At 43.7% G+C, this 21,831-nt stretch carries 19 protein-coding genes; 8 read left to right on the plus strand and 11 right to left on the minus strand.

The features are described from left to right. Window positions 1-17: 17 nt before the first annotated feature. A complete protein-coding gene (gene rplC / locus ACTIE0_RS05055; RefSeq protein WP_006670976.1) occupies window positions 18-707 on the minus strand; it encodes a 50S ribosomal protein L3 in 690 nt (229 codons plus the stop codon). A 768-nt stretch (window positions 708-1,475) separates the two neighbouring features. Here rplC and ACTIE0_RS05060 point away from each other — a divergent pair. Together ACTIE0_RS05060 and ACTIE0_RS05065 are read left to right on the plus strand one after the other, a co-directional pair. Next, on the plus strand, window positions 1,476-1,775 hold the full coding sequence (locus ACTIE0_RS05060) for a putative quinol monooxygenase (RefSeq protein WP_006621346.1): 300 nt from the start codon (window positions 1,476-1,478) through the stop codon (window positions 1,773-1,775). A 17-nt stretch (window positions 1,776-1,792) separates the two neighbouring features. After that, entirely contained in the window at window positions 1,793-3,190 is a 1,398-nt protein-coding gene (locus ACTIE0_RS05065; protein ID WP_439516853.1) for a hypothetical protein, read from the plus strand. An 11-nt stretch (window positions 3,191-3,201) separates the two neighbouring features. Here ACTIE0_RS05065 and ACTIE0_RS05070 read toward each other — a convergent pair whose 3' ends face one another. From ACTIE0_RS05070 to ACTIE0_RS05080, 3 genes are all read right to left on the minus strand, one after another. After that, window positions 3,202-4,644, minus strand: coding sequence for a sensor histidine kinase (locus tag ACTIE0_RS05070; RefSeq protein ID WP_006621348.1), 1,443 nt, complete (start codon window positions 4,642-4,644; stop codon window positions 3,202-3,204). Window positions 4,645-4,664: 20 nt separating this feature from the next. Beyond that, complete coding sequence (rppA, locus tag ACTIE0_RS05075; protein WP_006621349.1) at window positions 4,665-5,342, minus strand: two-component system response regulator RppA; 678 nt, start codon at window positions 5,340-5,342, stop codon at window positions 4,665-4,667. A 132-nt stretch (window positions 5,343-5,474) separates the two neighbouring features. Continuing rightward, window positions 5,475-5,864, minus strand: coding sequence for a NirD/YgiW/YdeI family stress tolerance protein (locus tag ACTIE0_RS05080; protein ID WP_006621350.1), 390 nt, complete (start codon window positions 5,862-5,864; stop codon window positions 5,475-5,477). Window positions 5,865-6,009: 145 nt separating this feature from the next. On the opposite strand from ACTIE0_RS05080, the gene ACTIE0_RS05085 reads away from it, so the two are divergent. After that, window positions 6,010-6,873, plus strand: a complete 864-nt coding sequence (locus tag ACTIE0_RS05085) for a hypothetical protein (RefSeq protein ID WP_006670082.1) — start codon at window positions 6,010-6,012, stop codon at window positions 6,871-6,873. An 88-nt stretch (window positions 6,874-6,961) separates the two neighbouring features. On the opposite strand, the gene ACTIE0_RS05090 is transcribed toward ACTIE0_RS05085, so the two are convergent. The 5 genes from ACTIE0_RS05090 to ACTIE0_RS05110 all read right to left on the minus strand — a co-directional run bounded on the left by ACTIE0_RS05090 (window position 6,962) and on the right by ACTIE0_RS05110 (window position 10,723). Next, window positions 6,962-8,125, minus strand: coding sequence for a cupin domain-containing protein (locus tag ACTIE0_RS05090; RefSeq protein WP_006670083.1), 1,164 nt, complete (start codon window positions 8,123-8,125; stop codon window positions 6,962-6,964). A 101-nt stretch (window positions 8,126-8,226) separates the two neighbouring features. Then, the gene (locus tag ACTIE0_RS05095) at window positions 8,227-8,490 is read right to left on the minus strand and encodes a hypothetical protein (protein WP_006621353.1); all 264 of its coding nucleotides are present in this window, start codon (window positions 8,488-8,490) and stop codon (window positions 8,227-8,229) included. 105 nt (window positions 8,491-8,595) lie between these two features. Continuing rightward, complete coding sequence (locus ACTIE0_RS05100; protein ID WP_006621354.1) at window positions 8,596-8,919, minus strand: hypothetical protein; 324 nt, start codon at window positions 8,917-8,919, stop codon at window positions 8,596-8,598. Window positions 8,920-9,007: 88 nt separating this feature from the next. Then, window positions 9,008-10,333, minus strand: coding sequence for a hypothetical protein (locus ACTIE0_RS05105; RefSeq protein WP_006670084.1), 1,326 nt, complete (start codon window positions 10,331-10,333; stop codon window positions 9,008-9,010). 84 nt (window positions 10,334-10,417) lie between these two features. Continuing rightward, window positions 10,418-10,723, minus strand: coding sequence for a LapA family protein (locus ACTIE0_RS05110; protein WP_235720254.1), 306 nt, complete (start codon window positions 10,721-10,723; stop codon window positions 10,418-10,420). Window positions 10,724-10,793: 70 nt separating this feature from the next. Here ACTIE0_RS05110 and ACTIE0_RS05115 point away from each other — a divergent pair, with 70 nt between their 5' ends. Further along, window positions 10,794-11,555: a peptidoglycan-binding domain-containing protein gene (locus ACTIE0_RS05115; RefSeq protein WP_006670086.1), complete on the plus strand. Its 762-nt coding sequence runs from the start codon at window positions 10,794-10,796 to the stop codon at window positions 11,553-11,555. 176 nt (window positions 11,556-11,731) lie between these two features. On the opposite strand, the gene ACTIE0_RS05120 is transcribed toward ACTIE0_RS05115, so the two are convergent. Further along, window positions 11,732-12,697 carry a glycosyltransferase family 2 protein gene (locus ACTIE0_RS05120; RefSeq protein WP_006621359.1) on the minus strand — a complete coding sequence of 322 codons (966 nt, stop codon included), beginning with the start codon at window positions 12,695-12,697 and terminating at the stop codon, window positions 11,732-11,734. Window positions 12,698-13,126: 429 nt separating this feature from the next. Here ACTIE0_RS05120 and cimA point away from each other — a divergent pair, with 429 nt between their 5' ends. From cimA to ACTIE0_RS05140, 4 genes are all read left to right on the plus strand, one after another. Then, on the plus strand, window positions 13,127-14,752 hold the full coding sequence (gene cimA / locus ACTIE0_RS05125) for a citramalate synthase (RefSeq protein WP_035759840.1): 1,626 nt from the start codon (window positions 13,127-13,129) through the stop codon (window positions 14,750-14,752). 164 nt (window positions 14,753-14,916) lie between these two features. After that, window positions 14,917-16,650 carry a biosynthetic-type acetolactate synthase large subunit gene (gene ilvB, locus ACTIE0_RS05130; RefSeq protein ID WP_006621362.1) on the plus strand — a complete coding sequence of 578 codons (1,734 nt, stop codon included), beginning with the start codon at window positions 14,917-14,919 and terminating at the stop codon, window positions 16,648-16,650. A 383-nt stretch (window positions 16,651-17,033) separates the two neighbouring features. Next, window positions 17,034-19,118, plus strand: coding sequence for an elongation factor G (locus tag ACTIE0_RS05135; RefSeq protein WP_006670087.1), 2,085 nt, complete (start codon window positions 17,034-17,036; stop codon window positions 19,116-19,118). A 159-nt stretch (window positions 19,119-19,277) separates the two neighbouring features. Then, entirely contained in the window at window positions 19,278-21,077 is a 1,800-nt protein-coding gene (locus ACTIE0_RS05140; RefSeq protein ID WP_006670088.1) for an SLC13 family permease, read from the plus strand. 99 nt (window positions 21,078-21,176) lie between these two features. On the opposite strand, the gene ACTIE0_RS05145 is transcribed toward ACTIE0_RS05140, so the two are convergent. After that, window positions 21,177-21,404 (minus strand): YlcI/YnfO family protein, encoded by a 228-nt coding sequence (locus ACTIE0_RS05145; protein ID WP_006670089.1) that lies wholly within the window; start codon window positions 21,402-21,404, stop codon window positions 21,177-21,179. Window positions 21,405-21,831: the final 427 nt, after the last annotated feature.

A 21,831-nucleotide genomic window follows, 5' to 3' on the forward strand; every position in this document is an offset into this window, starting at 1 on the left:
TTCCCCCTGTCTTCTCTCTACTTGCCACCCACCAGGTTGGCTGGTTTGATATTAAGCAAGCCACCGGGTTTGCCGGGGATTGATCCTTTAATTAGCAACAGGTTCCTTTCTAGGTCTATCCGCACGATAGTCAGCTTCCTAGTGGTAATCTGTTTCCCGCCATAACGTCCCGCCATTTTTTTGCCGGGATAAACGCGCCCTGGTGTGGTTCCGGGTCCGATGGAACCTGGTAGGCGGTGGTTTTTGGAACCGTGAGCCATTGGTCCACGTCGGAAGTTATTACGTTTTTGGTTTCCCGCAAAACCCCGACCCATGCTAATGCCCGTCACATCTACCATTTGTCCGAGTTCAAAGGTATCTACTTTGATTTCCTGACCTAGTTCAAAGTTATCGGTACTTTCTAGCCGATATTCTTTAAGGTGACGAACTAAGGGGCTGTTGGATTTGGTTAGGTGTCCCTGTTCAGCATGGCTGAGGTATTTATTAACCTCTTTGTCTGGGGATTTTCGGGTGTTTAATTTCCGGGTTTTGTTAGGAACTTCACCATAACCTAGCTGGATGGCCGTATAGCCATCGGTGGCTTCGGTCTTCACTTGGGTGATTGTGCATGGCCCGGCTTGAACTACGGTGACCGGAATCGCTTTTCCTGTCTCTGCGTCAAATACCTGAGTCATGCCTAGCTTGGTGCCGAGGATACCTACAGACACTTAAACTGGCCTCTCTTTTCTACGCATTACAATAGGGCGGAATTTTCCACTGACTAAATCATGGTTAACCCGCCAGTTAACGATGCTTGTGGCATCATAATTTAAACCCGATTTTGGGCAGGCAAACCGACCGTCTTTCCGGCTCAGGAGCAAGGATAGACGTGCTTGGTTGCCTGGAAGTATTTCAGGCTATCAACTTGTTTAAGCTGTTCCCAGACTGAAGCATAAGCCCCAGTGCGGCCCGATGTCGCTAGGACTTGAGCAGATATCTACTCAGTATCCGTTTCTGTTGCTCAGGGTCAAACTAGCATCAGGTTTGACCCAGTTTACTGTTGGCGCTTGGCAAGTTCGGCGAAGCTGCTGTAGCTTAAAGCCATTGATGTCTTATGAGAAGTTCTCGCTATAAGGTTGTATCTGCTTGGCAGATCCTATAGGTTAGCTATCCCTACTCCAACAGTTATGCTACAATTTGATCACGATTCTTGATTGTATGTGATATCTGTGCTTTCGTCAAGTCTATTTTTAACATTTATGATCTGGCTCTATGACGATCGCATTTTGGGGAATGATAGAAGGGGAGGTGCGTATCCCGAAGCCTTTGGGGAAAACAGCCGACCTTCTGCTGGGGGGGGAGTGCTATTTATTTAAGGTTCGCCGATCTTGGCGGCGGGTGAGCGCTAACTATCACCCCTAGTACAAGCTATCTTAGAGACCAAAGCGGCTTTGTGGGTAGCTTTGGGTAAGTCTTAACTATAAGGAACGCTGGCCATGAGTCAATTAACAGTTGTCGCGAGAATCAAAGCTAAAGCCGGAGTAGAAGAGACAGTTCATCAGGAGTTACTGAAACTAATTCCGCTGACTTTAGCTGAAAGTGGATGTCTAAATTATGATTTACATCGGTCGATTGATGATCCGACTTTATTTTTGTTCTATGAGAATTGGGAAAGTCGTTTGTTGTGGGAACAACACATGGCGACGGAGCATATTAAAATATTCCGGGAAAATACAGAAGGTTTCATCGAAAAGCTGGATATTGATTTATGGACGCTTGAGGGTAATCTAGGATGAAGTCGTTTAAATCTGTTTTGACTAGTTGTCTAATTCCAGTCATGGCTTTGCTGACGGGAAATGTGGCGATCGCTCAGACTGTGGAACCGGAGCAGTTGACCATTGCTGGCGATCGCACCACCAAACAAGTCCGCCAGCTTTATATTAGAACCGATAGCGCCGTCAGAGATTTACAGGTGCTTCCGTTTGACCTGAATGGAACTAATGGGGTATCGGTGTTTCCTGGGGCAGCCATCGCCGCCGGAGAAATACAGCCAATTCTGGGTAAGGCGAATGAGGTGATTGTACCCGTGGTGTTTAATTTACGCCAGGCGACTGATAGTGGTGAATTTGTGGGAACTGTGCGGCTAAGTTACTCTGGGGGACAACTGGCGATTCCGGTGACGTTAAGGGTTAAGGATGATTGGTTTTTTCCGCTGGCAGTGCTGGTATTGGGGACAGTATTAGGAATTCGCATCTCTGCTTATCGCGACCAAGGACGACCGAGAGATCAGATTTTGATGCGGGTAGGACAGGTTTATGCTCAGATGGAGGAAGACCCAGATCTTGAGAAGGCTAAGGCGTTTAAGGGTCGCATCAATGCTTATTTAGTTGAAGTGAAGATGGAACTTCAGGGGGAACGCTGGGAAGAGGCGGCGCTGATTATTGATCGCGCTGAGGGAACTTGGCGACGTTGGGTGATGGGAAGGTCTGATTGGTTGGCGCAGTTTGAATATAGCGATCGCCTCAAGCAGAAGTTAGAGGATTATGATGCTACCACTACCTTTGTGCGGATGGTAAGCTGGAATTTGGATGATGCTCTGAACACTGCGCCAGAGTTGGAAGGTCCGCCTCAATTGCGCGAGGAGTTGGAGGCGATCGCCAAACAAATTAACAGTTATGTTCCTTTAAAAAAGGATATTGAGGAACTACAAAAACGCCTCCCCGTTGAAACTGATGATGACCAAAAGCCTCTGGCTGCAATTATTCGCCAACTCGATCGCCAGGTTGACCGTTTAACCCCCATGGAGTTACAAAAAGATGAAACTGTCTGTCGTCAGTTAGAACAGCTAAAGGTTCAGGTAGATGAACAAAGTCTGGCTGAGTCGGATTTGGTTTCTAAAGGATTAGGATTTATGTCGGGTTTGTCTTTAGTGGCTCTCCCTCCGGCTACTCATTACAACGCTTCTTGGAGTGAACAAGCAGCCTCGGCTAATTTGCGGATTAGAGTTTTTGTTTGGGCGAGTTATCTGTTGGCGGTGGTGCTATTAGCCGGAGCCGGTTTTACTGAGTTATATGTGGCAAATTCGACTTTTGGCGCTAACCCTTCTCGGGACTATTTTACTCTCATGGCTTGGGGTTTTGGGGCGGAAGCGACCAGGGATGCGATCGCTAAGGTGGTTCAGAGTTGGGGTTTACCCGGCTTGAAGTCTTAGGAGTTACTCAATTAGTGGATCCGGGGCAATTTTATCGTAAATTTAGTACCTTCATTTAGGGTACTAACTACGCTAATTTCGCCCCCATGAGCCTCGACAATTTGTTGGGCGATCGCTAATCCTAATCCCCAACCACCGGAGGCTTTAGAACGCTTTAAATCCGCTCGATAAAATCGCTCAAACACATGAGGCAATGCTTCAGCCGCAATGCCAATTCCAGAGTCTTCCACCTCGAATATAGCATATTTTTCCGAGTTGTGCAAGTTAATTTTAATAATTCCTCCGGGGGGAGTGTAGCGACTAGCGTTGCTGAGAAGGTTGGTGATCACTTGTTTTAATAAACTGCGATCGGCTAATACCCAAACGGGGGTTAATGGTAGGTTAGTTATTAATTCTAATGATTGACTTTTGAGGGGAGTTATCCACTCCGAGGCGATCGCCAATAGCAGTTGATTGACATTGACTTTTTGTATAGACTCAGGTGCTAGTAAGCCTTCATGTCTGGCGAGAAATAATAAATCACTGACCAAGGAACTCATCTGTTTAGTAGTTTTGACGATGTTTTCCAGTCTTCGATGTAACGATGGGGGGATTTCATCCACATCATCTAATTCTAGTAAAGCCACCTGAGCATTACTTAATACAGCCGCTAAAGGCGCTCTTAATTCATGGGAAGCATTAGCGGTAAATCTTTGCAGTTGGTCACAAACATTTTCCAAACGTTGATTGGTGACTTTCAAGTTAATTTGTCTCTGGGATAATTCTTTTTCTAAGTTAGAGAAAAGATGAATAGTAAACATAGTAGCGATCGCACTAATTACCCCAGAAAAACATAAGAAAATCCAGGTTAATTGTCGATACTCATCTCGATGTTGGATGCGTTCAATTAGTAGCTTTTCTTCATTTTCGGCAAAGATATCAATAGCTTGACGTGCTTGATTCATCGTTTCTTGACCTTTAGCCAGCCAATCATATAAAGACTCGATGGGTACTAAAGTATCATTTTGTCCGCGAATCCTAATTAATTCTTGTTGGAGGATTATTTTTTTTTCAAAATTAGCGATATTTTCATCAATATAAAACCTGACATCTTCCAAGTATTCTGATTGTTCAGCATTGTCTTGTACCAAATCTTGTAAAGTGTCTAAAACTCGAGGAATTCTACTTTTAGCATGATGATAACGCTCTAAAAACTCATCTCGTTGAGTCAGTCCATATCCCCTCACCCCCGTTTCCGCATCAAGTAAAGCGTTTAAAAGTTGTTTAGTTTCTAATCTAACATTCTGGGTATGTTGTACCCAAGCCTCGTCTTCAATTATGTGAAATTTCAACCAAGAAAAGGCTAACAATACTATCAATAAACAACTCACGGGAATCGCAATAATTGCTGTACCCCGCCATTTAATCGGTAGAGATAGCCAACGTTTTTGGAGTTTGGTAATTAGCTTAACCATAGATATATATTATTTAATCTTTAATCTGTCCGAGGCTCGAGACGATAACCCATACCATAAACCGTTTCAATCCAACTGTCAATTTCTATGGCTTTCAGGGTTTTACGCAGTCGTTTAACTCTCGCTACTACCGCATTGCTTTCCGGTTCTTCTCCCCATTCCCAGAGTGCTTGTTCTATTTGATTATGAGTGAGAACTTGGTGGGGGTGACGCATCATATATTCTAAGAGTTGAAAGTCGCGACTTTTCAGCTTTAAGCTATCATTCCCCCATGTTAAAATCATAGTATCGAGATTTAATGATAATCCTTTGACTGCTAATATATCCCCCACCCAAAGAGGCGATCGCCTTCTTAAAGCTCTAATTCTAGCTAACAATTCTTGTAGGTCTACTGGTTTAACTAAATAATCATCTGCGCCAGCGTCTAGTCCCATAACTTTATCAGCCGTCGTATCTTTAGCTGTCAGCATTAACACTGGTGATGTTTTCCCCATTTGGCGATAATTTTTACATAAAATAATACCATCTTCTCCCGGTAACATCCAATCTAAAATCAACAGATCATACTCGGTTTCATTCATTAACCACAAGGCGGTTGTGCCATCTTCTACCCCATCAACAATATGTCCATAACGAGTTAAAGCTGCATGAATTGGCTCCCGTTGTTCTGGATCGTCTTCTACCAATAAAATCCGCATTTTTACTTATACCAAAATAGACCATATATAGTTATTATATTAATAGCTAAATTTTGGCAGCCATGTCAAGCCATCCCCTCCCGGTGAGGGAGAGGACAGGAATTCACGGTAATTAATGCTTATGAACTGTTGTTATCGAGAGCTTTGGGAAGCAGAATTCCGTCTTCTGTAACCACCTGACCAAGGTGGGGGACCCTGTGGATCGCGAATAAAAATCACTTCGCCATTACTGCGAGTAATAGTGAAAGCATCAAAGTCATAGTCATCATATTTACCTGTGACTGTGACCTGTTCTCCGGGTTGTAAATTCAGTTGATGATGGCGCATGGGTCCAGCATCAACAATAATTTGTCCAGTTCCGTCGTCTAAGATAAAGTCATTACCTACAACACTGCGAATTGTACCAGATATAGTCACTCCTGAATGACGCTGCAAATCTTGAATAGAAACTTGTGCATTCACGGCTGGAACCCCTATGGTTAACAGTGCAGAAGTTAGTAAGGCTGTAATGGTTGGTTTCATAAAATTTAATGGTGGTTAACTCCATTACCCTACATAGTAAACTGCAAATATGACCAAAAAATGACAGCGGCTAATTGGTGATCAGCATTACAGTTATGATTAACTTGGGTGATAATATTAACTATACCTACGGGATGATTGAACTATGGCTAAAATTGCTAAAATTGGCTCGGTTTTGGGAGTTGATGAACAAGGCTTTATTATTCGGAAAGCTAATATTGACAAAATTGTGGAACCTTGGCGATCGCTAGTTGATGAAATTGTCACAGCTTATCTTAATCATTGGTCTGACCAAGTTCATAACATTTATATTCGCGGGTCTGTCGCTGTAGGACAAGCTATTCCCTTCATTTCTGATGTTGATAGTTTCGCCGTGGTTTCCGGGAATTATCAAGACTGCGATCGCCATTGGTTTGATGGTTTTAATCAGCACGTTAGACCAAAATATCCCTTCTGTAAGGGAGTCGAATTGTCACCTATTTCAGGCGATCGCTTACGGGATTTTGATGATTATGGTTATGGGGGTTTGCGAATGCTAATTGTCACTCAAGCCGCCTGTGTTTACGGACAAGATATCTCCCCAGAATTGCCAAAGTTTAAGCCTGATATCGATGCGGTTAGTCATGCTTTTGATTTGTCCGAAGATATCCAGGAAGTCAGTTTTGACCTATTATATACAACCCCTCAAAAGCCACCTAATGAACAAACTGCTTATGTTCATAAACTCGGTCAGTGGATTATGAAAAGGATCCTCCGGTCTGGCTTAGAAATTGTCATGGAACGTCATCAATGTTATACCCGTGATTTATATCCTTGTTATCAGATTTTTTCCGAATATTATCCCGCACAAAAAACACTCATGTATCAAGCCTTAAATTGGTCAATTAATCCCCTTGATTCACCCCAGGAAATTGTCGATTTTTTGGCAACTTTTGGTTCTTGGTTGGTCGCCGAAATTGATCACGTTTATCCTCCCCAAATTTCCGATGATTTCCTCTTGACAAACTAGCCGACTTGCTCTATTATATTATCATGGGAAAATGTGCCGGCATATATAATGGTTTTTCAACCCAAAAGCAGTGATTAATAAACGCCGTTTATGGATGGGAGATAACCAGCAAAATTCCAGCTTTAACCAAACGCGACAGTAGGGGAACAATTTCTGTATCCCAGTCAAAATCTTGTAACCATTGTTGTATGTCTAAGCCACTAAATTCTGTGGATGTAAAAATTTTCTCTAATATATGTTGGTCAAGTCCGGTCAGAGATATTTTCTTACCCCCAGTTTTAATTTCAAATTTACCCGTGGGAGTTAATTGCGTAATATAGACGGGTTGTTGAGGACGATAGAATTTAGTTTCCTGACCTTGGGGGAAGATATCATAGCCAATTTGACTGGGAAAGCCTAATTGTAAGTCGGGTTGTCCTTGTAAAAGTTGTTCATCTAAATAGCGATTAATTAAATCCTCTGACTCTAATATCTCTAGCCAGTTTTGGACTAGGTTTTGTAGATGTTGGCGACAGTTTTCTCGATGGGATTTATTTAATAAAGGTAAATTTTTGCGCCATTGTGGATGTTGTTGCAATTGACTGGTTAACCAATCACTAAAATCAATACCAGTTTGACAGTCAATTCCTAGGGTTAAATGCAAAGAAGGTTCATCAATTGCGATCGCATAATGCCAATGTCCACGGGGTATATAAAGCAGATCGCCAGGGTTAATAATTGCGTCTATATAGGGTTGAGTATCAGGGGGAGAAAACTGGGAAGATCGATTTTCACTCAGGGGATAAATAAAGGTATCTGAAAAAACTCGCCAGTGTTTTCTACCGGAAATTTGCAGGATGAAAACTTCGTGGGAGTCGTAATGACAAGCAAAGCCTTGATGTCCGGGAAATGAACAATAACTATTGACTTGGCTACGATGTCCGATTTCTATGCGTAATAAGGCTACCATTTTGGCGATCGCTTCTATTTTTTCATGAAGTCGATCTATAATGAGAGTAGCACCTTCCTGACATTGTTTAATTATCTGTTCATTGTTGGTAATTTCTGGCAAAGTTTCCCCAGTTTTAGCTAATCTGATTTCTGGGTGTTTTAAGGGATAATAGTTGAGTAAATTATTGAGTTTTTGCCAGGAAAACAAATCGGCAAATTTTTGATGATTAGCACCCGGAATTAGCACAGATTTTTCAGTCCAATATTTATCGAAAAATTCGCTAATTGGTAAAGGGTGTAATAATTCGGTTAAGGTCTGCATTGATAGATAGAAAACGAGATTTTACTAACCTTATGGATGGGGGACGATTCATCCCCCTAAGTATAGCCGCCATTGACAACAGTTAAAGGCTGATAATTTAGTTAAGACCATCTGCGACGACGGTTACGGGAAGCACTACCCCTATCATTATCATAGTCATAATCGACATCATTATCCCGATCTGAATCAGCTAGTAAATTAGCATCCTCCCCAGGTAGTAGGATATTCGGTAGGTCTTCAATGTCTATCTGAATCCGATTTACGAGGGTTGATGATGGGGAATTTATCGCAGCTTGACCAGCTTCAGCAAAACCGATAATAGCGGCAAAGGATAACAGGGTCGCAATTTTCCAGGAAGGTTTCATCGAAGCATCTCCTAAAGAGTTAAATTTGAGTATTGAGATGGTAATTTATGATTACCATAAGTATAGCCTAAATTTACAAATTTATCAATGTTTATCAAGTGGTGACTATCTTTGACGACGACCAGCATTAGGACGGTTAACACGGCGGGGAGTTTGACCATTAAAACGACCAGCATTAGGACGACGAACTCGGCGGGAATTCCGACCTCGATCATTGTCATAATTAAAATCGCGATCGCTATTATTAAAACGATTTGCTAGTAAATTAGCATCCTCCCTAGGTAAGATATTGGGTAGGTCTTCAATGTCTATCTCAATCCGATTTACGAGGGTTGGTGATGGGGGATTTATCGCAGCTTGACCAGCTTCAGCAAAACCGATAATAGCAGCAAAGGATAACAGGGTCGCAATTTTCCAGGAAGGTTTCATCGAAGGATCTCCTAAATTAATTAAATCAATGTTTTTTGTGTTAAATGAAAAACCGGGATTGGTTTATAGATGAGAGTGGCTGAAACTATTAGTTAAAACGACGAGATCTACCGTGGTCATAGTCAAAATCAGGCCGATCATAATCATAATCGCGATCGCCTACTGTTGGGGATGTCCTATTACCCGGATTTAAGGGGGGGTTAGGAATGTTATTAATTGGCGCAAATCCGGGATTATTAATATCAGTAATTTCCATCTGAATACGATTGGATAATACCGGAGTTACGGGAGGAATAGAAGCCGGTGGAAAAGCCATCATTGGCTGTAATGGTAGAACCGCCGAACCGTCCAGACGGGTCAAACTGTAAGCATCAAAATCATAGTCATCAAAATTGCCAACAATGGTTAATATTTCTCCCGGAATTACACTTACCATTCCTTCCCCTTGAGGAATAGCATCTACCAAAATCGGTCCGATATCACTTTGGAAGAAAAAGCTATCCGGTTCAGTTTGGCTAATTACTGTACCTGAGAGAGTCAGAAATTCTGGATTTACGGGAGGAATAGAAGCCGGTGGAAAAGCCATCATTGGCTGTAATGGTAGAACCGCCGAACCGTCCAGACGGGTCAAACTGTAAGCATCAAAATCATAGTCATCAAAATTGCCAACAATGGTTAATATTTCTCCCGGAATTACACTTACCATTCCTTCCCCTTGAGGAATAGCATCTACTAAAATCGGTCCGATATCACTTTGGAAGAAAAAGCTATCCGGTTCAGTTTGGCTAATTACTGTACCTGAGAGAGTCAGAAATTCTGGAGTTACGGGAGGAATAGAAGCCGGTGGAAAAGCCATCATTGGCTGTAATGGTAGAACCGCCGAACCGTCCAGACGGGTCAAACTGTAAGCATCAAAATCATAGTCATCAAAATTGCCAACAATGGTTAATATTTCTCCCGGAATTACACTTACCATTCCTTCCCCTTGAGGAATAGCATCTACCAAAATCGGTCCGATATCACTTTGGAAGAAAAAGCTATCCGGTTCAGCTTGGCTAATTACTGTACCTGAGAGAGTAGTTAATCCGACACCTGTTAAAGGGTCTATATTAGGTGGTACAGTCATGGGGGGAATGTTAGATAAACCTAACACCGTAGACCCATCAGGACGGATAATATTGTTAGTGTCGATTTCGCGACCATTCCATTCTCCTACTTGGAGAGTGATGATTTCTCCAGGCATTAAACCAAGTTGCCATGCGGGGAGAGGGGAGACATCAACAATGACTTCTGAACCGTTGATAGGATAGAATAGAAAGTCATCGCCGTTATCAATTAGGCTACCGACAGTCCCAGAAACCATCGCACCAGGAATAAAGTTGTGATCAAGGGGGAATAACTCGCTAAAAGCCATCTCAGTTGTTTCTTTCTTGGGGGTTGAAATATACCTTATTAAAGAAAGATGACCTAAATATGACAATTGGGAAATTTGGAGAGTTTACCTTTGATGATAGATAAATATACCGATCGCACCCGCAATTAAGCCGATCGCCAAGCTGAAGGCCAAAACTACCCCTACAGGTATGTTAATTGACTCGAATATCATAAACTGTAGGGAAACCGGGGTGGCATTTTGGACCGATAATATAGCAACGGCGGCGATCGCCACTGCGAGAATGAGGCTGGTCGTGAAGGGAAATAGTGCTTTCATGGTAATTTGGGTAGCAGTATAGCAACAAAAAGGCAGAAATATTCCGGGGGCGGTCGGTGGAAGTTTGCAGAAGACTTCCAGGGTTTCAGTCACCCGATCGCGATCGCCTGTATTGCTGAGGGTTTAAACTGAATCATATTATACAAACCGTGAGGCTAGACCAATGGTAGATTGGCGCAACTATACGAACCGAGAACTACGTTTTGTTCTTTATGGCTTGGGCTATGGTGTCCCAGTCAATAATGATTCTCCCACAGATGCGATCGCTCAACAAGGCATTCGCGCCTTCCAACACGATCGCAATTTGGTTGTTGATGGAATTGTCGGAGACAAGACCCAAGCCGAGATGGCTGCCATTGTCAGTAGTCTGCATAATCATCTTAATATTGTAGTGCGGCCGAATCCTCCCTTACCCGGAAATCAGTTTTATGGTCCGAAAACTACCGCCGCCGTTAAGGATTTTCAGAAAAGGTATGATTTACCCGTAACTGGGGTGGCTGATACCTATGTCCGCGATAAGTTAGAGGATACAGCCTATTGGTGGGAAAATCGACCCCAACCAGATCCAGTTAAGCCTATTTATTTACCTAAAGATTTTGCCGAGACAATTAAAGGCTTAGGATATGCTAATATTTCGTCATTTCAGCGAGATTATGATATACCTCAAACCGGGACAGCTAACCCAGAAACCCAGGAAATTTTAGCGAAAATTGTTCGGAATCTTCAGCACAACTTAAACTTAATCTTCCAACCTCGTCCTCTGATTCCTTACAGCGAGATTTATGATCATCGGACTGAGGAATATGTGGGTAAGTTTCAGCAGCAGCTAGGATTACCCATAACTAAAACTGCTGATTTGTCACTGCGTAAGCGTTTGGATCGTTGGGCGAGAAATAAGTGGCTGTTAGGATCAGTCAGTTATTAAATATCACCCGATCAGGTCATGCGATCGCATGATGCCCCACTTCCGACCATGTTAGATGATTAAATTAGCAAGAATCCATTATAACCTCAAGTAATTCACAAGCTGCCTTGGTTTGGGCAGCTTTTTTTGGGGATTCCATTATCCCCACCCTCTCCCAGATGGAATTTAACCAACCTTTATTCATGATCAACAATGCCATAGGTATCTCGAATTAGATAGAGAGGTCTTCTTTTGACTTCCGCATAAATTCTGCCTAAGTATTCGCCAATTACGCCTAAACTAATAAGTTGGACTCCTCCCATAAATAGAATGGCTACCATTAAGGAAGCGTAACCGGGAACATCAATGCCAAAAATCAAAGTTCTGATGATTAAAAATAGGGCGTAAAGAAAAGCCGCCAATGAGATAAATAATCCCATGTAACTCCAGACTTTTAGGGGGAGGGCGCTAAAAGAGGTAATCCCTTCGATCGCCAAATTCCACAATTGCCAATAGTTCCATTTTGTCCGACCTTTATATCTCGGTAAGCGGTCATATTCTAGGGCGGTTTGTTTAAACCCTACCCACGCAAATAAACCTTTCATAAATCGATGAGTTTCGGGGATTTGTTTTAAGGCTGCCACTACCTGACGATCCATCAGTCGAAAATCTCCAGTATCTTGGGGAATGCGAACCGGAGTCATCTTTTGCATAATTCGATAAAAACCATTGGCGGTTATCTGTTTAAGCCAGGTTTCTCCCTGTCGCGATCGCCTTTTGGCGTAAACTACATCATAACCTTCTCGCCACTTTTCCAGCATTTCTACAATTAATTCCGGTGGGTCCTGTAGGTCAGCATCAATAGGAATGACCGCTTCACCTTTAGCATGATCTAAACCCGCCGTTAAAGCGATTTCTTTGCCAAAATTCCTTGACAGGTTAATCACTTTAATGTTATGATTGGAATGGTGATGTTTAATGAGTTTGGCGAGAGTATCATCCTGACTGCCATCATTAACACAGATAATTTCATAGGTAATCTGCAAAGGTTCAATCACAGCCAGCAACCTAGATAATAAGTAATCGAGGTTAGGTTCTTCGTTGTAGCAGGGAGCGATAATTGAGAGTTGAACTGTGGTGGGTTTTGCTGATGGTGGCAACACGGTAAAAATAAATTGATATTAACTAAAATTGTATTAATTAAGTGGTGCGTCAGGGTATAATTATCCGGTAGTAGATTGATCTAGTCGGGTTCTGACGCTACGGGAAAGCTGTAATTTTTCGGGGTAATGGCGACTACAGCTTGTTCACCAGTCGCTTAATACATTGCCCTCACCCTAAATCCCTCTCCCTCTCTGGGAGAGGGACTTTGAGATGTGATCAGATGATTTCTGAACAGGCTGTAACTGGGTTAGTGGTTACGAGGAGGAGGGGGACAGTCCAAGGACCGACGGGGTGATCAAATGTGAAAATAAGATTAGATATTAGACCAATGGGGTAAATTGGGGACATACTAGAGAGCGGAGGGAAAGAGCGATCGCATAAAATACCACCGCATGGTTGAAAACAGCACCAACTACCAAAGACAGACTATGAGTAAGCAACTTTGGATTTATGATACAACCCTACGAGACGGAGCCCAGCGCGAAGGACTCTCTCTCTCCCTAGAAGATAAACTCCAGATAGCGCGGAAACTAGACCAACTAGGTATTCCGTTTATTGAAGGTGGTTGGCCAGGTGCTAACCCGAAAGATGTGCAATTGTTTTGGCGACTGAAGGAAGAACCCCTCAGCCAAGCGGAAATAGTGGCTTTTTGTTCGACCCGCCGCCCCCATACCAAAGCAGCAGAAGATCCTAGCCTCAAACCGATTTTATCAGCCGGAACCATCTGGATTACTACCTTTGGCAAATCTTGGGATCTCCACGTTACGGAAAGCCTCAAAACCAGCCTAGAGGAAAACCTGGCAATGATCCAAGATACAATCGAGTTTTTCCGCAGCCAAGGGAGGCGGGTAATTTATGATGCTGAACATTGGTTTGATGGCTATAAAAACAACCCAGAATATGCCCTAGAAACCCTAAAAGCGGCTGTAGCCGGGGGGGCAGAATGGTTAGTGCTATGTGATACTAATGGTGGTACACTGCCCCACGAGGTAACTGCGATCGCCAAAACCGTAGTTACAGCCCTAGCCAATTGGGGTGAAACCTCAGTACAGGTAGGCATTCACACCCACAACGACTCAGGAACCGCCGTTGCTAATGCTTTAGCAGCAGTCATGGAAGGCGCTACCATGATTCAAGGGACCATTAACGGTTATGGGGAACGGTGCGGCAATGCCGATTTGTGTACTTTGATACCTAATTTACAGTTAAAATTAGGCTATTCTTGCATCGCCAATGAACAATTAAGTAAACTGTCGGAGTCTAGTAGATTTATTAGTGAGGTGGTGAATCTAGCTCCAGATGACCATGCCCCGTTTGTGGGATTATCAGCTTTTGCCCATAAGGGGGGGATTCATGTTTCGGCAGTGGAACGCAACCCGTTAACCTACGAACATATCGCCCCGGAAGAGGTGGGAAATAAACGGCGAATCGTGATTTCTGACCAGTCGGGATTAAGCAATGTTTTGGCGAAAGCGCGGAACTATGGTATTAACCTAGAACGGGATAATCCAACCAGTAGGCAACTTTTGCAACAGTTGAAAGAATTGGAAAATCAAGGTTATCAATTTGAGGCGGCGGAGGCGAGTTTTGAGTTATTGATGCGGTCAGCTTTGGGGACTCGGAAACAGTGGTTTGAAATTCGCGGTTTTCAAGTGCATTGTGACAAGTCAAGTATGGCGACCTGTAACTCCCTAGCTACGGTTAAGGTAATTGTAAGCGATCGCGAACTTTTAGAAGTAGCCGAAGGTAACGGACCCGTCTCCGCCTTAGACGCAGCCTTGCGGAAAGCCCTGCAAAATTTCTACCCAGAAATAGCCGAATTTCAACTGCGCGATTATAAAGTGCGGATTTTAGATGGTAAAGCCGGAACTTCTGCCAAAACTCGTGTATTGGTAGAGTCTAGTAATGGTCATCAGCGTTGGACTACCGTAGGAGTCTCTACTAACATCCTAGACGCATCCTATCAAGCCGTCGTAGAAGGTTTAGAATATGGCTTAATGTTGCAACAGCAAACCCCATCCAATTCAGTTATATTAGCGGAATCCTCACTGTAAAATAGCAGTGATAATCAGCTAGGGATGGCATTATTGGCATAGCATAAAATGGCAATAATGGCAAGAGTATGAATCAGAAATTGTCACAAATATAAAAAATTGATGACAATTGCTCAGGTAATCCCAACCATAATTTATCCTAGGCATCAGAGATGGAGAATGTTATGCAGGACCAAAAACAAGCCGTAAAAAGAGTAACAGGAGCCTTTGCCCTGATTGATAGCCTGCGCCGCCACGGTGTGCAGCATATTTTTGGCTATCCAGGAGGTTCAAACTTACCCATTTACGACGAAATATATAGAGCCGAACAAGCCGGGGAAATCAAACATTATCTGGTGCGGCACGAACAAGGAGCGGCCCACGCTGCCGATGGATATGCCCGGAGTACCGGAAAGGTGGGGGTATGTCTAGCCACTTCTGGACCGGGAGCCACCAATTTAGTGACAGGTCTAGCCACTGCTTATCTCGATTCTGTCCCGGTGTTAGCCATTACCGGACAAGTCCCCCGCAGCGCCTTGGGAACAGATGCGTTTCAGGAAATTGATATTTTTGGGATTACCCTACCCATTGTTAAACATTCCTATCTAGTCCGCGAACCTTCGGAATTACCGAGAATTGTGGCTGAGGCATTTCACCTAGCCAGTAGTGGCAGACCGGGACCTGTGTTAATTGACATTCCCAAAGATGTGGGTAATGCTCAAATTGATTATATTCCGGTAGAACCAGGGTCAGTGCGACGGGTGGGATATCGTCCCACGGTGCGGGGAAATCCTCGACAAATTAATCAGGCTTTACAGTTGATTTCCGAAGCTACTAAACCCCTCCTATATGTGGGGGGAGGTGCAATTATGGCGGGGGCTCATGCTGAAATCGCCGAATTGTCGGAACGCTTCCAAATACCAGTTACTAGCACTTTGATGGGAAAAGGTGCTTTTGATGAAAATCACCCCCTATCTCTGGGAATGCTGGGAATGCACGGAACCGCCTATGCTAATTTTGCGGTGAGTGAATGTGATTTGCTGATCGCGGTGGGGGTTCGCTTTGATGACCGGGTGGCGGGTACTGGAGATCAATTCGCCCATAGCGCTAAGGTGATTCATATTGATATTGACCCGGCGGAAGTGGGCAAAAATCGCACTACTGATGTTCCTATTGTGGGAGATGTGCGACAGGTTTTGGGGGATATGCTACAACGTAGCTATCAGTTGGGAACGGAAATTAAGCCGGAACAAACCCAGGAATGGCACTCGCACCTTAATCAATTGCGTAACCAATACCCCCTGACGGTTCCTCACCCGGAAGATGGTATCTCTCCTCAAGAGGTGATTGTGGAACTTAGCCATCAATGTCCTGATGCTTTCTATACTACTGATGTGGGTCAGCATCAAATGTGGGCGGCGCAATTCGTCAAAAATGGCCCCCGACGTTGGATGACTAGCGGCGGTTTAGGGACTATGGGTTACGGTTTACCTGCTGCTGTGGGGGTTAAGGTGGCTCATCCTCATGATACGGTTATCTGTATTAGCGGTGATGGTAGTTTCCAAATGAATATGCAAGAATTGGGAACTATTGCTCAGTATGGTATTGGGGTTAAGGTGATTATTCTCAATAATGGCTGGTTGGGAATGGTGCGCCAGTGGCAACATATGTTTTATAATGACCGCTATGAGGCTACTAACCTGGAAGATGGAACCCCAGAATTTGCCCGGTTAGCTGATGTTTATGGCATTGAGGCTATGACAGTCCGCCAACGGGAAGATTTACCAAAGGCGATCGCTAAAGCTCTATCTCACAAGGGTCCGATGATCCTAGATGTTCGGGTTACCCGTGATGAGGACTGTTACCCGATGGTAGCCCCCGGTCACGATAACAGCGACATGATGGGTTTATCCAGTTAGTTGCTCTAACCCCTCACCCCCCCTTAGTGCTTTATGGGGGGGTATTCTGTCTGAGAGCAAATCTTAAATTAACCTGAAAAAACGCCATATTGATTTACAAAAATTCGCAAAAATTAATAATGTTTTGTTTGATTAACTAGGTGTAAAATTGGTGACAAAATATCCTAAATTAAAAGGTAGTTCACTCTCAATCCCTAACCGGAAGTATCTATCCTAATATGAGCCGGAGACTAAGGGAAACTGAGAGCAGCAAAGTCCCACGGTATCCCGGTTGTGAATTGTTGAAAAAATATTAAGTTTCCGAGAGATGATTTCTCGTTCAAAAAATCACAATTGCCACCGTGTTATAATGATTGATTTATCCGGTTTCAGGAGAGCGTCAGATGACAAATAATGTTGCATCAGAAAATCGTAATGTCGCGATTGTCGGCCCCTATTTGAGCGGCAAAACAGCGCTGCTAGAAAGTCTGCTGTTTGCGACGGGAACGATTACCCGTAAAGGTACGGCTAAAGAAGGCAATCGGATCGGGGATAGCGTAGCTGAGGCTCGCGATCGCAATATGAGTGTAGAAATCAATGCCGCTTATACTCAATATGGCGGCATTAACTTTACCTTCCTCGACTGTCCAGGTTCGGTAGAATTTGCCCAAGAAACCTATAACGCCCTGATGGGTGCAGGATTAGCAATAGTGGTTTGTGAACCGGAACCATTACGCATCCTCACCCTATCCCCGTTATTCAAATTTTTGGATGATTGGGAAATTCCCCATATTGTGTTCATTAATAAAATGGATCGGGCTTTCTCTGATGAAGAAGGCTGCAACCTCAACTTTTTAGAGTTATTAAATGCCCTGAAAACTGTATCGAGTCGCCCCATAGTTCCCCAAGAATATCCGATCGCCAAAGGTTCAGAATTAATTGGTTTTATCGATTTGGTCACAGAACAAGCCTATAACTACCATCCTGGTGCCGCCTCAGATCCGGTTCCCATGCCGGAAGAACTAAAAGACCTGGAACACGCCGCCCGCCAGGAGATGTTAGAACAATTATCTAACTTTGATGATCACCTTTTGGAAGAACTTCTCGAAGAAATTGAACCGCCCACGGAGGAAATTGTCAAAGACCTAAAAATGGAATTGGGCGCGGATTTGATTGTTCCCGTATTTTTCGGAGCGGCTGAATTAGAATATGGAGTGCGATCGCTTCTTGATGCCCTAGTCCGAGAAGCCCCAGAACCCAGCTTAACCGCCGAACGTCGGGGACTCAAAGGAACCAGCGATATCCCGATCGCCCAAGTCCTGAAAACCTTTTACACCCCCCAAGGTGGTAAACTCTCCCTAGTGCGAGTCTGGCAGGGAGAACTTACCGAGGGCATTGTTCTTAATGGTATACGCGCAGCCGGAATGTACCGTCTGCTGGGACAACAAACCCAGGGCGTGCAAGTTGCCAAAACCGGGGAAATTGTCGCCTTGGCGCGTATGGAAGGCATCAAAACCGGGGATACTTTGACCACTCAACCCGATCGCCTCAAAGCACCGTTACCGAAAGCCCAGGTTTTGCCACCAGTATTGGCATTTGCGATCGCCCCAGAAAATCGCAAAGATGAAGTAAAACTCAGCGCCGCCCTCACCAAAATGATCGAGGAAGATCCCTCTCTAACTTGGGAACAAAACACCGACACTCACCAGGTTATCCTCTGGGGACAGGGAGAAATTCACCTAAAAGTAACCCTCGATCGCCTACGCCGCAAGTACAACTTACCCATAGTTACCTCGCCGCCTCAAATTCCCTATAAAGAAACGATCCGTTCTAATACCAACTCCCACGGGCGCTACAAACACCAAAGCGGCGGACATGGACAATTTGGTGATGTTTATTTAGATATTACCCCCTTACCTCGCGGTGAAGGTTTTAACTTTAGTGAAACCATTGTCGGCGGCGCGGTGCCAAAACAATACATTCCCGGCGTGGAAATGGGCGTGCGAGAATACCTCCAACAAGGTCCCCTAGGGTTCCCCGTCGTTGATGTTTCTGTCACCCTGACTAATGGTTCCTATCACTCTGTGGATAGTTCCGAACAGGCTTTTAAACAAGCCGCCAGGCTGGCTATGCAAACGGGTATGGCTAAATGTAACCCCACTTTGCTTGAACCTATTGTTACGGTGGAAGTATGCGCCCCTAATGACTTTACCTCTCAACTGTTCCAATTGATTACTACTCGCCGTGGTCAAATTTTGGGCTATGAACCTGTGGCTGACTGGAAAGGTTGGGATCAGGTGTCGGCTTATTTACCACAGGCGGAAATGCAAGATCTGATTGTAGAATTGCGATCGCTAACTATGGGGGTCGGTTACTTTAACTGGAAATTTGACCATTTACAGGAAGTCCCCGAACAACTAGCCCAAAGAGTTTTAGCTACTGTTGCTGATGATAGCAATGGCGGCGGAAATAGCAAATCCAAAAATTAACTCATTGTAGCCCCCAGCCTTTAACCCAAGGGACGATCTACTGATCGTCCTTTTTCGCAGGTCTAGGGTTATTCACTCCCCTATACCTGACACCTGTTCTAATTGGCTGTATGATCAAACGTTACCTTTGTGAACAGCCACCTTACCATATCTTCACCCATGGAAGTTTTTCTTACTCTGTCTATAGTTGTTCTCGCCCTGATTAGTTTTATAGTTGAATGGCTACCGGTAGATTTAACGGCGATCGCTGTTACAGTTTTATTAATGTTCCTGGGTTTAGTCACTCCCGAACAGGGAATTTCTGGCTTTGGCAATTCAGCCACCATTACCGTTATGGCTATGTTTATCCTCAGCGCCGGAATTACCCGCACCGGAGTCATTCAAATTATACGCGATCGACTAATTAAATGGGGAGGAAACGGCATCAATCAACAGCTTTTTGTGATGGTTGGCTTAGTCGCACCCATTTCAGCCTTTATTAATAATACCGCCGTTATCGCTATTTTTCTACCCATCATCGAAGACTGGTGTAAACAGCAAAAAAACTCACCCTCCCAATTCCTGATTCCTCTTTCTTACGCTTCAATTCTAGGGGGAATGATTACCGTAATTGGCACATCAACTAATATCCTCGCTGGTGGCATCTCTGAACAATTAGGTTATGAGAACTTTCATATTTTCCAATTTACCAGTGTCGGATTATTAACCTTTATCATTGGTTTATTATACATTTCCTTCGTTGCCCCCAAACTTCTACCCAAACGAGAATCACGCATGAATAGTGGCATCGATAACAGCTATGATTTGCAGGAATATCTCAGCGAAGTAGTCGTCACTAATACATCCAGCTTAGTCGGACAAACCCTCCGCCAAAGTGAAATTCAACGCAAATTTGACCTAGACGTATTAGAGTTAGTTCGCAACAAAATTCACCTCCCCCAACCCGTAGCCGATAAAGTCTTAAAACCCGGAGATATTCTGATTATTCGTAGCACCCGTGAAGATTTACTCAAAATTAAAAACGAAAGAGGTTTAGATCTTTTACCTGATGTCAAATTTAGGGAACAATCCCTAGAAACAGTCCTGAGTTCTGGAGAAGAAAAAATCGCCGAAGTCTTGATTTTATCCAACTCCCGTCTAATTGGTACTACCCTCAAAGATTTACGCTTTAGACAGCGGTATAATGTCACCGTATTAGCCATACGTCGCGGTGCCGAATTAGTCCAAGGACGCTTAGGAAAAATCAAACTCAGATTTGGTGACTTATTATTAGTCCAAGGCCCAAAACAGAGTTTTATTGGTTTACAAACCACTAGGGAACTGTTAGTCTTAGAAGAGAGAGAGATCGAAAACTTACGCACCGATAAAGCTGCGATCGCCATTGGCATTATTTTAGGCGTAATTGCACTAGCAGCCTTCAAAATAGTTCCCATTTTAGTTAGTGCTTTAGCCGGAGTTATTTTGATGGTCGCCACTGGATGTCTAAAACCCGGTGAAATGTATGGTGCTGTTCGTTGGGATGTAATTTTTCTATTAGCCGGATTAATTCCCCTAGGAATTGCTATGGAAAATTCCGGCGCAACTGAATGGCTGGCTAAGAATTTAGTGTCTGTCGGGGGTCATCTTTCCGGGTATTGGGTGTTAACATTTTTCTTTATCATCACAGTTTTATTAACAGAAATTCTCTCCAATAATGCCACCGTAGTACTCATGATTCCCATTGCTGTCCGAGTAGCTGAAACCCTGCAATTAAATCCCTATGCCTTTATGTTTGCAGTCACTCTCGCCGCTTCCTGTAGCTTTATGACCCCCATTGGCTACCAAACTAATACCATGGTTTATAGTCCCGGAGGTTATAAATTCTCCGACTTTACACGAGTTGGCTTTCTTCTCACCCTCTTAATGACCATTGCTGTTCCTTCATTGGTCATCCTATTTTACGGTCTTTACCCTAGCTGATAATCCCTCAAATTAGGAAACATCAAACCCAAAAATTTGGCAGATGAAAACCGCCCAGAATCACCCGATTTGAGCAGATTAAAATGGCTCATGGTAGGTCTAATCATCTGAATGGGATTCTTCCCCCAACTGTTCCAATTTAAATTCTAAGGCCGATAGTCTGACTTCTAATTGATCAAGTTTTTCCTGCTGAGGTGATATTCCCAGATAGGATCTCAAGGCATCAATGACCAGATCGGACTTGGATTGTCCAGTGATTTTTACCCGCGCCATGAGTGCTTCGTGTACCTCAGAAGGAATCCTGACACCTAGGAATGGATTGGGCATAGTTTCAATAAGATTACATTTTTGACAATGAATGCCAATAGTGTGTTAATGATATCAGTCTCTTGCTACACTGCCTCTCATTAACCCAACGGCGTGGTGTGGGACTTCTTTTGACATCGAGTTAAAAGAATCTTGGTCTTATATGTTAATTTCTTAACAGTAAAGCTAAGACCCCCATTCTTGTAAATGGTTTTTTGTAAAGTTTTTTTGCGTAACCCAAAGTTCTGTAAAGAACCTTAAAGATAAATTGATAACATTACGAAAATCTATGTTATCATCGGAAATCATCGGTTTCCAACCCCGTGCTTCCAGCACGGCTGTACCTTTGAGACAGAAATAGAGGTAGTTCTAGTCAGCACCCCCGACTGAAGCACGGGGGCTTCGTGCCCCCCTTTCAGGTAGCTGACCAGCTTAAGCCTTAACTGGC

It is taken from the genome of Limnospira sp. (assembly GCF_051859755.1).
Classification (GTDB): Bacteria; Cyanobacteriota; Cyanobacteriia; order Cyanobacteriales; family Microcoleaceae; genus Limnospira; species Limnospira fusiformis.

What these genes read in the sequence shown, in the direction of transcription:
- ACTIE0_RS05060 (WP_006621346.1), top strand. Translation starts at nt 1,476, where the DNA reads ATGAGTCAATTAACAGTTGTCGCGAGAATCAAAGCTAAAGCCGGAGTA.
- ACTIE0_RS05070 (WP_006621348.1), bottom strand. Translation starts at nt 4,644, where the DNA reads ATGGTTAAGCTAATTACCAAACTCCAAAAACGTTGGCTATCTCTACCG.
- rppA (WP_006621349.1), bottom strand. Translation starts at nt 5,342, where the DNA reads ATGCGGATTTTATTGGTAGAAGACGATCCAGAACAACGGGAGCCAATT.
- ACTIE0_RS05080 (WP_006621350.1), bottom strand. Translation starts at nt 5,864, where the DNA reads ATGAAACCAACCATTACAGCCTTACTAACTTCTGCACTGTTAACCATA.
- ACTIE0_RS05085 (WP_006670082.1), top strand. Translation starts at nt 6,010, where the DNA reads ATGGCTAAAATTGCTAAAATTGGCTCGGTTTTGGGAGTTGATGAACAA.
- ACTIE0_RS05090 (WP_006670083.1), bottom strand. Translation starts at nt 8,125, where the DNA reads ATGCAGACCTTAACCGAATTATTACACCCTTTACCAATTAGCGAATTT.
- ACTIE0_RS05095 (WP_006621353.1), bottom strand. Translation starts at nt 8,490, where the DNA reads ATGAAACCTTCCTGGAAAATTGCGACCCTGTTATCCTTTGCCGCTATT.
- ACTIE0_RS05100 (WP_006621354.1), bottom strand. Translation starts at nt 8,919, where the DNA reads ATGAAACCTTCCTGGAAAATTGCGACCCTGTTATCCTTTGCTGCTATT.
- ACTIE0_RS05105 (WP_006670084.1), bottom strand. Translation starts at nt 10,333, where the DNA reads ATGGCTTTTAGCGAGTTATTCCCCCTTGATCACAACTTTATTCCTGGT.
- ACTIE0_RS05115 (WP_006670086.1), top strand. Translation starts at nt 10,794, where the DNA reads ATGGTAGATTGGCGCAACTATACGAACCGAGAACTACGTTTTGTTCTT.
- cimA (WP_035759840.1), top strand. Translation starts at nt 13,127, where the DNA reads ATGAGTAAGCAACTTTGGATTTATGATACAACCCTACGAGACGGAGCC.
- ilvB (WP_006621362.1), top strand. Translation starts at nt 14,917, where the DNA reads ATGCAGGACCAAAAACAAGCCGTAAAAAGAGTAACAGGAGCCTTTGCC.
- ACTIE0_RS05135 (WP_006670087.1), top strand. Translation starts at nt 17,034, where the DNA reads ATGACAAATAATGTTGCATCAGAAAATCGTAATGTCGCGATTGTCGGC.
- ACTIE0_RS05140 (WP_006670088.1), top strand. Translation starts at nt 19,278, where the DNA reads ATGGAAGTTTTTCTTACTCTGTCTATAGTTGTTCTCGCCCTGATTAGT.
- ACTIE0_RS05145 (WP_006670089.1), bottom strand. Translation starts at nt 21,404, where the DNA reads ATGCCCAATCCATTCCTAGGTGTCAGGATTCCTTCTGAGGTACACGAA.